Raw genomic sequence first — 12,258 nt, 5'->3', positions numbered from 1 at the left:
TACCGTGGGCGGCGGACAGAAGGCCGCCACCATCACGCTGGACCAGGTCAGCAAGACGTTCGACGACGGTACGAAGGCGGTGCGCGAGCTGAGCCTGGAGGTGCGGGCCGGCGAGCTGGCGGTGCTGATCGGGCCCTCGGGGTGCGGCAAGTCGACCGTACTACGGATGATCAACCGGCTGATCGAGCCGACCGGCGGGCGGCTGCTGATCGACGGCGAGGACGTCACCCGGCTCGACCCGGTGCACCTGCGGCGCCGGATCGGCTACGTGATCCAGAACGTCGGCCTCTTCCCGCACCAGACCATCCGGACCAACGTCGGCACCGTTCCCACGCTGCTCGGCTGGCCGAAGGCGCGCGTCCGGGCGCGCGTGGACGAGCTGCTGGAGCTGGTCGGCCTGGACCCGTCCGTCCACGGCGGCCGCTACCCGAAGGAGCTCTCCGGCGGTCAGCGGCAGCGCGTCGGCGTGGCCCGCGCGCTGGCGGCCGACCCGGTGGTGCTGCTGATGGACGAGCCGTTCTCCGCGGTCGACCCGATCGTGCGGGCCCGGCTGCAGGAGGAGTTCCTGCGCCTGCAGGCCGAGGTGCGCAAGACGATCGTGCTGGTGACGCACGACCTGGACGAGGCGGTTCGGCTCGGGGACCGGATCGCGGTGCTCTCCCAGGGCGGTCACCTGGAGCAGTTCGCGGCGCCGGCCGAGTTGCTCGGCACGCCGGCCTCGGACTTCGTCCGCGAGTTCGTGGGTACGGACCGGGCGATCCGGCGGCTGTCCGTGACCCGGGTCAGCCGGGACATGCTGGAGCCGGCCGGCGCGGCGAACGGGCTGCTGGACGTGGATCTCGACACCACGCTCTACGACGTGCTGGCCCGGATGCTCGGCGCCGGCACCGACCGGGTGCGGATCGTCTCGGACGGGCGCGAGCTCGGCGTGCTGACCCGCGACCGGCTGCTGACGCCGGGCTCCTGAGATCTCACGGCGTGCGGCCGGGCCCGGCTGGGGAGCCCGGCCGCACGTCGCGGTCAGCTCCGGGTGCCGCGCCAGCTGCCGAGCGTCACCAGCCCGACGAGCCAGCCGACGAAGAAGCCGTAGGTGGTGCCGTCGCCGGCCGCCTTGAACGCGCCGAGCAGCGACGGGTTGGACTGGACCAGCGTGGTGACCAGTGCGGCGAACGCGCCGGCGAAGACGTACGACGACCAGCCCGCGAAGAACTGGCTGAGCGTGCCTCGCGCCCGCGCCAGCTGGGAGCCGGGGAGCAGGTAGAGGAACAGCGCGGTCAGCGCGACGACCAGGATCGCCTTGAGGTCCGCGGCGAGCACGTCCTGCAGCGAGTCGTCGCTGTCCAGGTACCACCGGGGCCAGGCCAGCAGCTGGAGGAACCAGCCGCCGGCCGTGCCCGGGTCGGTGTTGTCCGTCACCCAGCCCGCGTACCAGGGGCTACCGAAGACGAGGACGAGTATGAGCGCGGCGGCCGTGCCCGCGCCGGTTGCGGATTTGTAACGATTGGTGAGAGCCATGCCGGCGTATGTGCCCAGCCCGCGGACACGGCCAAACCACGCGTACCTATATCCGAGATTTAGTCGTTTTTGAGCAGATAGTCGATGAAGGCGGCGCGCAGGATCGGCTCGTTGTCGCCGTACGAGGCGTGGCCGGTGAACTCGCGCCAGAGCGCCACCGCGTGATCCACCGTCGGGCCGATCGAGCTGAGGCCATCGTCGCGCTCCGCGGCGTCGTCCGAGTGCGGCAGGTGCTCGAAGATCGACCAGAAGAACTTCAGATCGTGGCGCTCACGGGCGAGCGCGAACGCCCGCTGGCGCAGCTCCTCGGTCGGCAGCGCGTCCAACTCCGCGAACCGGGCGTGGTTCGCGCCGACGCCGGCCCCGGTCCCGGCGGATGCTCCGGTCATGCCGACGTCCCCTGACGGCTGCGGCCATGCCCGGTGAGGCACTGCGCCGGTGATTCGCTCGCGAGCTCGCTCATGCCAGGGAGCCTATCCGGCGCGCGGCCACGCGGCTCAGGATCCCCAGCGGCTGCTGTCCCACGGGTCGGTCCGCGGGGCCGGGCCGGGCTCCGCGGGCGGCGCCTGCCAGGTCGTCGCGGCCGGCGGTTCCGTCCACTGCGTGTCCGCCGCGGGCGCGGGCCGGCCGAACGTCTCCACCAGGCGCGTGACCACCAGGCCGCCGGCCACCGCGACCGCGGCCGTGGCGTAGGTGGAGATGTCCCAGCCCTCCAGGTCCTGGTAGCGCAGGAACATGGTGAGGACGGCGACCGCGAGCAGCGTGCCCAGGACACCGCCGCGCCGGCCGTAGGCGGACGTGCCGCCGACCAGCGCCGCGCCGAGCGCCAGCCCGGTCCACTCCAGGCCCACCGACGGTACGACCGGTGTGTCGTTCCCGGACGCGATCAGCACGCCCGCGCCCACCGCGAGCACGGAGGAGAACACGATCGCGCCGGCCGTCACCACCGCGCCGCCGACGCCGCGCCGGTCCGCCGGGTCGCCGACCGGCCGGAACCGGCCCACGGTCCGCCGCACGTTCTTGATCAGGCCGAGCAGCCCGCCGATGATGGTCAGCGCCGCGAAGCCGCCGAACAGGTAGACCGCGTGCCGGGTCGGGTCGTAGTCGCCCTGCACGTCGACCGGGCCCGGGCGCAGCTGGATGTAGACGATCACGCCGAGCGCGGCCGCCAGGCTCGCCGCCCAGCCGGGCACGTGGAAGCCGACCACGAGCAGCGCCAGGAGCAGGCCGCCGACCAGGCCGACCACCAGGGCCACGCCGGCCGCCTGGAGCACGCCGGTGTCACCGTTCTCCGCGAAGTGCAGTGCGGACGCGACCGCGACCGGGCCGATCGCCAGGTTCGGCGCGGCGGTGCGCAGCGTGGCGGCGGCGCCGAGCGCGAGCAGGCCGAGCGCGGCGCCCTGCACCAGGAGCTGGTCCAGCGCCGCGCCGGTCACCGCGTCGCGCTGCGAGGCGTAGAGCAGGTAGCCGAGGCCACCGGCGGCCAGCAGCAGCACGAACTCCCAGAGGAAGTGGACGGCCATCCGGTCGCGGCCGACCTCGCCGTGGGCCGGGTCGTCGAACGCGTCGTCCAGCGCGGCCTGCGTGACCCGCGGGGCCTCGGCGTAGTCCGGCACGCGGGTCTCGGCCGTGGTGGCGTACTGCGGCGCGTACTGCTCCTCGCGGCGGTGGCTGCCCTCCGGCCGGTATCCGGTCTCCGGCTGCCCGTAGCCGCGGGACATCCGGGTGGTCGCGTCCGTGGAGTCGGTCTCGCCGTCGCGCCGCCGGTAGGCCGGCTCGTCGTACGCCATCTCGCGCGCCTCCTGTGGTGACGCGGCACCGCGCCCGTGCCTGCGTTGTCGCGTCGGCTCCGCCTCGGCGGGGCCGTTCGGACGCACCGTACCCGCGCGGCGGCTCGGCCGTCACCCCTGTCGCTGCACTACCGGGATTTCACGGCTTTCGGCCGGGTCCGGGCACGTCGTCGTCCGGGCGGTCCGGGACGCGGCAGGCGCGCTCCAGCCAGAGCGCGGCCGCGATCAGCGCCACGGAGGCGATCAGGCCGCCGGCCGCGGACGGCCGGTCCTCGGTCGCCGCCCGGGTCTGCTCGATCAGCAGCCAGACCAGCAGCGACGTGCAGAAGCCCGCGAAGATCGCACCGGCCAGCGAGGACGCCTTGGCCAGCACCACGAACCGCGCCACGGCCAGCGGCTCGACCGGGTCGTGCCCGGGCTTGCGGTCGATCCGCGCCCTCGTGTTGTACGCCAGGAACGCCTCCAGGATCGCCAGCGCGGCGATGGTGACGGTCGGCAGCCACGGGACCGAGACCCCGGTCTCGCCGTAGTAGAGGCCACTGATCAGCAGCCACCCGACCGCGGCGGCCGCGAGCGCGGCGACCAGGAGGGTGGAGGCCCGAGTCGGGCCCATGGTCGGCGGCGGGGGCGCCGGATCGGGGGCCTGCTCGCTGCGCTCGCTCACCTTGAGAACTCTAGCGTCAAGTCCGGGCGTGGCTGGATTCCTCCGGCGTCGGCCGCGGCCGGTCCCTCCCGGAGGAGCACGTCGAGGGAGCCGTGACCGGGCACGGCGCCGAACGGGTCGATGTCGATCCACGGCCGCAGCACGAACGCGCGCAGGTGCGCGCGCGGGTGCGGCAGCGTCAGCCGCTCGTCGTCGCTGAGCACCGGCGTGCCGTCGTCGGCCCACACCGCGATCACGTCCACGTCCAGCGTGCGCGGTCCGAACCGGCGCTCCGGGTCGCGGGTGCGCCCGGCCTCCGCCTCCAGCCGCCACGCGGTCTCCAGCCAGTCGCGCGGGCCGCGGTCCGGCGCCGCGACCATCACCGCGGCGTTCAGGTAGGACGGCTGGTCCGCATCGCCCCACGGCGGTGTCTCGTAGACACCGGACACCACCAGCACCGTGTCGCCGAGCCCGGCCACGGCCGCGCGCAGGTGCGCGAGCCGGTCGCCCAGATTGCCGCCGATCGACAGCAGCGCGCGAGTCACGGCCGGCTCCGGCGCAGCGTGACCGCCACGTCCGCGAACTCGTGCGGGATCGGCGCCTGTGGCTTGTGCACGGTCACGGTCGCGGCGCTCACCCGGGCGTCGTCCAGGCACGCGGTGACCAGGCGGTCGGCCAGCGTCTCGATCAGGTTCACCGGCTCGCCGGCCGTGATCGCGACCAGCCGCTCGGCCAACTCGCCGTAGTGCACGGTGTCCGCCACGTCGTCGGAGGCGGCGGCGCGGGCCAGGTCCAGCTCCAGATCCACGTCGATCAGGAAGTCCTGCCCCTGGGCGCGCTCGAAGTCGTACACGCCGTGGTTGCCGCGCACCCGCAGGCCGCGCAGCGTGATCCGGTCGGTCATGCCGTCTCCCTCAGCCGGGGTGCGCCGGAGGCCTTCCAGACCGCGATCGCGTCCACCGTGTCCCGGACCTGGTGCACGCGGACGCCCCAGGCGCCGGCCGCGACCGCGAGCACGCTGGTCGCCACGGTGGCCGCGTCGCGCTGCCCGCCGGCCGGCCGGGGCGTGCCGTCCGGACCCGCCAGCAGGCTGCCCAGGTAGGACTTGCGGCTGGACGCGAAGAGCAGCGGGAAGCCCAGGGACAGCAGCGCGCCGAGGTGGCGGGTCAGCTCCCAGTTGTGCGCGGCGTCCTTGGCGAACCCCAGGCCGGGATCGATGATGATCTTGTCGGCGGCCACGCCCGCGGCCAGCGCGTCGTCCACCCGCCGGGACAGCTCCGCACGCACCTCCGCCACCACGTCGCCGTAGACCGCCAGCTGCTGCATCCGCTGCGAGTGGCCGCGCCAGTGCATCAGGACCCACGGTACGCCCTCGGCCGCGACCACCTTGGCCATCTCCGGATCAGCGAGCCCGCCGGAGACGTCGTTGACCGCGACCGCGCCGGCCGCGATCGCGGCGGCGGCCACGGACGCGCGCGTGGTGTCGATGCTGACCAGCACGCCCGCCGCGGCGAGCTCGCGGATCACCGGCAGCACCCGGCGGGACTCCTCCTCCGCGTCGACCCGGGCCGCGCCCGGACGGGTGGACTCGCCGCCCACGTCCACCAGGGCCGCGCCGTCCGCGCGCATGGCCACGCCGTGCGCGACCGCGGCGTCCCGGTCGGCGTACCGGCCGCCGTCGGAGAACGAGTCCGGCGTGACGTTCAGAATTCCCATCACGACCGGGCCCTGGAGGGCGTGCAGATCAGTCACAGCCAAACGGTAGCGAGTGGGTGAACGAGCACCCGGCGGGCCCGTCGACGTCATACCATCGGGCCTCGGCGTACCGGGTGGAAAGTTGGATCTTGTCCCGATTTTCTTAGAACACGTGTACGATCACGGTGACTCACGTTCAATCACGTGGGCACCACGGGTAACGGACTGGGAAGCTTGTTCACGACGGGGACGAGCCGTACGCTTTGCAATTGCGCAGCATTCAGACGTCGAATCTTGAGGAGTCGGGGCAAGATACTTAAAACGCCCAGGTCACCCGCAGGGGCGACACCGAAACGTTGAGCGGACGGTCATCACGGCCGCCCGGCGTTCTCGCAAGGTTGACAAACTGCTGTGCCGCGGCACACGCCGGCCGCGGACCGGGGAGGTTCTCCAATGATCACCATAGAGCTCGTCACGCATACGGTCGACGCGCTCGCCAGCGCTTCGCACCTCGCCGCCGAGCCGGCCGAGCCCGGCATCAACACGGACGGCATCGTCGGCTTCTTCGCCAGCAAGATCGCTCCCATCCTCCTGGCGGCCCTCGGCATCATCTTCATCGGCCGGGCCAGCAAGGGTGAGATCTCGAAGGTGCTGACCAGCTCCGCCATCGCCATCGTCGGCCTGGGGTTCATCGCGGGCGCGGCGACGCTGTTCTTCGTGGGCGAGTCCCTGATCGACCTGATGTTCCAGTAGGCCGCGGGGCAGAGCATGAGACTGCGGACTGACGACGACATCTACCGGGCGAGGCTCGTCTACCTCGGCCCGCCGGGCTACACGCTCCCGGTCCACCTGCCCTACGCGCAGTACGGCGTCTTCATTCTGCTGGTGCCGTTCTACATGTTCCTGCACTGGCTGGTGACGTTCCAGGTCGAGGCGTTCCCCGCGTGGGAGATCGCGCTCGCCATGGTCACCACCTCGTTCATCTTCCGGTACGTCGACCCGGACCGACCGGCCCGGGCCGTCATCCGCACCGCGCTGACCGACTGGCGCCGCACCCGCGAGCCGGCCGTCGAGCAGCGGGACCCCCGCCTCGTCGCCGTCCGCGTCCGCGTTCGGGAGGAGCTGGTATGACGATCATTTTCCGTCCGTTCCCCGGCCCACGGCGCACGCTCCGGGGCAGGGCGAGCGCATGACGCGGTCGTCCCAGCCGGGCTCAGCGCGCCCGGCCGCAGATCAGAACGGCATCATCGGTAACGGTAAGCAGCAGCATGGCTACGATGCGCCCGATCTTGCCGCCGAGTCCGACTTCATCACCAACCCCGGGCACGGCTCCGTCGCGCGTTTCCAGGCGCCCCAGCCCGTGAGAGGCCGGCCCACCATGGCCCGCGGCGGCGACAACGCCGACATCGACTCGCCGTTCCTCGATCTCTTCGGGGGTACGCCCGGTGACGGCACGCACGTACCGGCCGCGCCGTCACCGGTGCAGCCGTCCACTCCCGCGGCGCCGCCCGCGCAGCCGGCCCCGGTGGCGCAGCCGTCGCCCGTGGCGCAGCCGTCGCCCGTGGCGCAGCCGTCCTCGGTGACGCGCGGCGAGCCGGCCGGCGTCGGGTCGCCGAGTGCGTCCGCGCGGCCGGAGGGCGGCAGGCCGCCCGCGCCGCAGCACCCGGGCGACCGGTGGCAGACCCGCGACCGGCGGGCGTCCGCGAGCACGCCGGCCGCGCCCGCGCGTGAGCGGCAGAACGGCGCGGGCGGCCGCCCGCCCGCCGGCCGTGGCGGCGCCCCGGGGCGCCCGTCGCGTCCGGGCCCGGCCACGCCGCTCGGAACGGGCGGGCCGAGCGCGTCCATCGGGGCCGGCGCGCGGCTACCCGTACCGGCTGATCATGCTCTTGAGGCGGCTCCGCCGCATGACGCCGAGGCGGCGCAGCCGCCCGGCACGGATCTGAAGCCGGCCACGGACCGTGACCCGGCGCCGCGCGAGTCGCGCAACCTGCCGGCCGTCCGGCAGGGCGACCGGCGGCCCGCGCGGAAAGAGGCCAAGGACAAGAAGCAGTCGCAGCTGGTCATCCCGGCCCGCGCGCCGAAGAAGTTCAACGACCGCGACCCCGCCGTCGAACTCGCGATCACCGAGATCGCCGGGCACCTGACGTTCACGCCGAACACGGTGACCGCCTGGTACTGGCTGCCCGAGGTGCGGTGGGCGTTCCGGCCGGACGCGGAGCGCGAGGCGCTGCTCTCCGCGATCTCCGAACAGTACGCGGGCCTGGCCGGCTTCCGGCTGCACCTGCGGCGCACCAACCGGCCGTTCCCGGCCGACGAGTGGGCGCGCACCATCGACACCAACACGCTGCGCCCGCTGCCCGACGTGCCCGGCGGCACCTCCTGGTCCGACCACCTGGTCTCCGCACAGCGGCACCTGATGTCGGTCAACCACTCCGAGGGCCAGACCTACCTGGGCGTCACGTTCGCGCGGCGCTCGCTCGGCGACTCGCTCAGCGAGCGGATCCTGCGGCTGTTCGGCCGCGGCGTCGCCGAGGGCGAGCGGAAGAAGCTCGGGCGCACGGTCGAGCAGTTCGACGAGGTGCTCAACGCGTTCGGCATGCGCGGGCGGCAGGTCACACCCGGCGAGCTGGAGTGGCTGCTGTACCGGTCGGTCGCGCTCTGCATGTCACCGCCCGGCCCGCTCTCCCCGGTCACCAACGGGCAGTGGGAGCGCGGCGACATGCTCTCGCTGACCGAGCAGATCGAGCGCTACCGCACGCCGTACGGCTCGACCGTGAAGCTGGTCAACCGGATGACCGGCGAGGAGCGGCACGTCGCCGTGCTCTCCGTCGGCCGGATGGAGCCGCTGGAGATCCCGGAGCGGCACGAGCCGTGGATGCACTTCCACGAGCGGCTGCCCTGGCCGATGGAGCTCTCCTCGCGGATCGACATCCTCGGGCCGAACGACTCGTTCCGGAATCTCGAGCACCGGCTGCGGATGATCCGCTCCCAGCAGCTCGACTACGCGGAGCACGGCATCGACGCGCCGCCGGAGCTGGAGCGCCTGGCCAAGCGCGCACTGCACATCGGCGACGAGATGACCACCGGCCTGCCGGTCGAGTCCGCCCGCGCGCACGGCTGGCACCGCATCGCGGTCGGCGGCCGCACCCGCGAGGAGTGCCTGGAGCGGGCCCGGCGCCTGATCCAGATGTACTCGCGCGAGCTGCGCATCTCGCTGCAGCACCCGAAGAACCAGGACTGGCTGGCCCGCGAGTTCATCCCCGGCGAGCCGATCGCGAACACCGGGTACGTCCGGCGCATGCCGGTCCGGCTGCTCGCCGCCGCGCTCCCGCAGGCCGCGTCCACGGTCGGCGACCGGCGCGGCGACCTGATCGGGCGCACCGCCGGCACCTGCCGCCGGCCGGTCTTCCTCGACCTGCACTTCCCGATGGAGATCCGGGAGCGGTCCGGTCTCGCCGTCTTCGTCGCCGAGCCCGGTGGTGGTAAGTCCACGCTGATGGGCGCGCTCGGCTACCTCGCCGCGCGGCGCGGCGTGCAGGTGACGCTGCTCGACCCGTCCGGCCCGCTGGCCCGGCTCTGCGCCATGCCGGAGCTGCGCCCGTACTCGCGGGTGCTGAACCTGACCGGCTCCGAGCAGGGGACGCTGGCACCGTACGCGCTGATCCCGACGCCCCGGCGCGGCGAGTTCGCGCCCGGCGCCGCCGGCGACCGGGAGTACGAGATCGCGGTCTCCAACGCCCGGGCCGAGCGCCGCATGCTGGTCCAAGACATCTGCTCGATGCTGGTCCCGCCGCAGGTCGCGCGCCAGGCCTCCACCGCCACGCTGCTGCGGCACGCGGTCCGGCAGGTCCCCGCGGAGGAGACGTCCACGCTCGACGACGTCGTCCAGACGCTCTCCCAGCTCGACAACGACGACGGCAAAGAGCTGGCCAACCTGCTCCTCGACACCGCCGAGATGCCGCTCGCGCTGCTCTTCTTCGGCTCCCCGCCGCCGGACGCACTCGGGTCGGACGCGGCGCTCACCGTGATCACCATGGCCGGGCTGCGGCTTCCGGACCTCAAGATCGAGCGCGAGTACTGGTCGGCGGAGGAGGCGCTGGCGCTGCCGATGCTGCACACCGCACACCGGCTCGCGGTCCGGCGCGCGTACGGCGGGTCGATGTCCACCCGGAAACTGGTCGGCCTGGACGAGGCACACTTCATGGAGGGGTGGCGCTCCGGCCGCTCCTTCCTGGTCCGGCTCGCCCGCGACTCCCGTAAGTGGAACCTGGCCGCGCTGGTCGCCTCGCAGAACCCGCGCGACATCCTCGGCCTCGACGTGCAGAACCTGGTCTCCACCGTCTTCGTCGGCCGGATCGCCGAGGACCAGGAGATCGCCTCGGAGGCGCTGCGGCTGCTCCGCGTCCCGGTCAACGACGGCTACGAGGCGACGCTGGCCTCACTGTCCAACGTCGACTCCTCCTCGGCCACCCGACTCGGCTTCCGCGAGTTCGTCATGCGCGACGTGGACGGCCGGGTGCAGAAGGTCCGGGTCGACGTCAGCTACGTCGAGGGCCTGCTCGACTACCTCGACACGACACCCGCCGCGGCCGCCGCCTCGGCGGGCGCCACCGCAGCACTCGACCTCGCCGGCGATGTGGAGGCCTGACATGACGCGCTCCGGCGAACGAATCGGCGCGGTAATCCTGGCAGTCCTGATCCTCGCCATGGGAACAGTCAGCTGGCCCTTCGCGTCTCCAGCCTTAGCTACCCGAGCGTCGGCGACGGCTGCCGCACCGGGTGATCTGTGCACAACGGCGGAGTGGCAGGCGGATTTCCGGTCGTGCGTAGACAAGCTCACGGATGTAAGCGAGCAACGAGCTCAGTGCCTGACCGCCCCGAAGCCCGGGTCTCCTGACTCAGGCCTCGCAGGATGGTTCTCTAGTAAGCCGACATCAGCGAACGAGCCGGGTCCGCAAGGAATCTATAGCGAGTACGGCTACGCCGGCTATAGCTATACAACGTATGATATCGACGGCGGCTGCATGTCTACGTTGATTGCACCTGAGTATAGGTTCGAAACCACAGTCGCGAACGGCGAATTTATGATCGCCACTGCAATCATCGGCGCCTCAAATGCCCTACGAGAACGAGCCTGGAATCCCGAGTCAATGTGGGGTTGGGCGGATCCACTTGTAGAGCAAGCCACTCGAGCCGTTTACGAGAAAGTCTTTACGGTTTTCGGAATTCTGACCTTAGCGGTTATTGGGCTTTACCTGCTCTGGCGGTCACGGCAGGCAGACATGAGCAACCTCATGACTACAGCAGGGTGGGCCTTGCTAGTCATGGTAGCCATTACCGCTCTCGCGGCATGGCCTGTCAAGTCGGCCAATATGGCCGACTCAACTCTGATCACTACCCTTGGGGTAGTTCATGACGCCGTAGGCCCACGTGCCGAGGACCGACCGGCAGAGCAATGTCGTCTCGGCGGCACTGAAGCTTGCAAGGACCACCGCCCGCCCGCCGTTCGCGCAAGCGACACCGTAACGGAGTCCATGCTCTACAAGAACTGGGTTCGAGGCGTTCTCGGCTCTTCGGATACCGAGACAGCAAAGAAGTACGGGCTCGCCCTTTACGATGCCAGATCCCTATCATGGGAGGAGGCCGAGCGCCTTCGATCTAACCCAAATGATAGAGACGCCACCATTGCAGCCAAGAATCGGCAGTGGATGAAGGTTGCGGAACAGATCAAGACTGAGGATCCTGAAGCCTACGAGTATCTCCAGGGCACCAAGGGGATGGAGCGAATCGGGGCGGGCTTTATCGCGATGTTGGCGGCGGTGCTCTTCGCGCTGTTTGACATCACAGCTGCGGTCTTGGTTCTGCTTGGGTTCCTAATTTTCCGGTGGGCCGTTATCGCGGCTCCGATTTTGGGGACTGTGGGGTTGTTGCGGCCGGCGGGGGAAGGGCTGCGGCGGCTGGCGAATGCGGTTGTGGCGGCGGTGTTCAATATCGCGATCTTCGGGACGGGTGCGGCGATCTACCTGTTCGCGGTGGATCTGATTATGAGCACGGCGACGTTGCCGGGGTGGCTGCAGGTCGTGCTGGTCTTCCTGTGTGGTGTGGTCGGCTGGATGCTGCTCCGTCCGTACCGTCGGATCACGCAGTTGGGTGGGAAGAACAACGCGGCGTCGGACTCGTGGTCGCGGCGGGTGTTCCGGGATCTGCGGGAGGCGTCCAGGATCGGCGCGGACGAGAGCGACGATCGGGGCAGCCGGCGGATCAAGCAGCGGGACGTCACGGTGGAGCAGATCAACATCCGGCCCGAGGCGCGGCTGGAGGATCCGGCGCACGCCAGCCCGCGTGCGGAGACCACCACTGCGCCGCAGGTGCGCACGCGGCCGGACGGTGCCGAACACGTGGCGGACTCGGAGCCGGTCGTGGCCGGTGGGGGCGGCGAGAGCGGTGGCGGTCCGGCGCCGCGGCGAACACGGCGGCCCGCGCAGTGGACGGAGCCGGAGGTGGCCGAGGCGCCGGCGTCGTTCGCGATCTATCGACCGGACACGGGGCAGACCACGACCGCGCCGCAGACCCCGCAGACGCCGCGGGTGCGTGCCGAGGCGAGGTGAGAGCGGG

Annotated in this window: 12 protein-coding genes; 5 read left to right on the top strand and 7 right to left on the bottom strand. The window is 71.6% G+C overall.

All coding sequences use genetic code 11. The features are described 5' to 3' along the window. Window positions 1-4 precede the first annotated feature (4 nt). Window positions 5-967 carry an ABC transporter ATP-binding protein gene (locus tag J2S41_RS35370; protein ID WP_374728211.1) on the top strand — a complete coding sequence of 321 codons (963 nt, stop codon included), beginning with the start codon at window positions 5-7 and terminating at the stop codon, window positions 965-967. A gap of 53 nt (window positions 968-1,020) precedes the next feature. Here the strand turns inward: J2S41_RS35370 and J2S41_RS35365 are convergent, their stop codons facing one another. From J2S41_RS35365 to folP, 7 genes are all read right to left on the bottom strand, one after another. Then, window positions 1,021-1,416: a hypothetical protein gene (locus tag J2S41_RS35365; RefSeq protein WP_310374581.1), complete on the bottom strand. Its 396-nt coding sequence runs from the start codon at window positions 1,414-1,416 to the stop codon at window positions 1,021-1,023. A 158-nt stretch (window positions 1,417-1,574) separates the two neighbouring features. After that, on the bottom strand, window positions 1,575-1,904 hold the full coding sequence (locus J2S41_RS35360) for a hypothetical protein (RefSeq protein WP_310374580.1): 330 nt from the start codon (window positions 1,902-1,904) through the stop codon (window positions 1,575-1,577). 108 nt (window positions 1,905-2,012) lie between these two features. After that, window positions 2,013-3,305 carry an ABC transporter permease gene (locus J2S41_RS35355; RefSeq protein WP_310374578.1) on the bottom strand — a complete coding sequence of 431 codons (1,293 nt, stop codon included), beginning with the start codon at window positions 3,303-3,305 and terminating at the stop codon, window positions 2,013-2,015. A gap of 139 nt (window positions 3,306-3,444) precedes the next feature. After that, the gene (locus J2S41_RS35350) at window positions 3,445-3,918 is read right to left on the bottom strand and encodes a DUF3180 domain-containing protein (RefSeq protein ID WP_310376771.1); all 474 of its coding nucleotides are present in this window, start codon (window positions 3,916-3,918) and stop codon (window positions 3,445-3,447) included. A gap of 47 nt (window positions 3,919-3,965) precedes the next feature. Beyond that, window positions 3,966-4,493: a 2-amino-4-hydroxy-6-hydroxymethyldihydropteridine diphosphokinase gene (folK, locus tag J2S41_RS35345; protein WP_310374576.1), complete on the bottom strand. Its 528-nt coding sequence runs from the start codon at window positions 4,491-4,493 to the stop codon at window positions 3,966-3,968. Beyond that, entirely contained in the window at window positions 4,490-4,852 is a 363-nt protein-coding gene (gene folB / locus J2S41_RS35340; protein WP_310374574.1) for a dihydroneopterin aldolase, read from the bottom strand. The genes folK and folB overlap by 4 nt, the downstream gene beginning before the upstream one ends. Then, on the bottom strand, window positions 4,849-5,664 hold the full coding sequence (gene folP / locus J2S41_RS35335) for a dihydropteroate synthase (protein WP_310376768.1): 816 nt from the start codon (window positions 5,662-5,664) through the stop codon (window positions 4,849-4,851). The genes folB and folP overlap by 4 nt, the downstream gene beginning before the upstream one ends. 432 nt (window positions 5,665-6,096) lie before the next feature. On the opposite strand from folP, the gene J2S41_RS35330 reads away from it, so the two are divergent. Genes J2S41_RS35330 through J2S41_RS35315 form a run of 4 tightly spaced genes read left to right on the top strand, consistent with a single transcriptional unit; the run spans window position 6,097 to window position 12,251 of the window. Continuing rightward, window positions 6,097-6,396, top strand: coding sequence for a hypothetical protein (locus J2S41_RS35330; protein WP_310374572.1), 300 nt, complete (start codon window positions 6,097-6,099; stop codon window positions 6,394-6,396). Between the two features lie 15 nt (window positions 6,397-6,411). Continuing rightward, window positions 6,412-6,774 (top strand): hypothetical protein, encoded by a 363-nt coding sequence (locus J2S41_RS35325; protein ID WP_310374570.1) that lies wholly within the window; start codon window positions 6,412-6,414, stop codon window positions 6,772-6,774. Window positions 6,775-6,832: 58 nt separating this feature from the next. Continuing rightward, window positions 6,833-10,291: an ATP-binding protein gene (locus J2S41_RS35320; RefSeq protein ID WP_310374569.1), complete on the top strand. Its 3,459-nt coding sequence runs from the start codon at window positions 6,833-6,835 to the stop codon at window positions 10,289-10,291. Window position 10,292: 1 nt separating this feature from the next. After that, entirely contained in the window at window positions 10,293-12,251 is a 1,959-nt protein-coding gene (locus J2S41_RS35315) for an MFS transporter (protein ID WP_310374567.1), read from the top strand. Window positions 12,252-12,258: the final 7 nt, after the last annotated feature.

Origin of the sequence: Catenuloplanes atrovinosus, assembly GCF_031458235.1 — a bacterium.
GTDB classification, from domain to species: domain Bacteria; phylum Actinomycetota; class Actinomycetes; order Mycobacteriales; family Micromonosporaceae; genus Catenuloplanes; species Catenuloplanes atrovinosus.
This window is presented reverse-complemented; position numbering and strand designations above follow the sequence as displayed.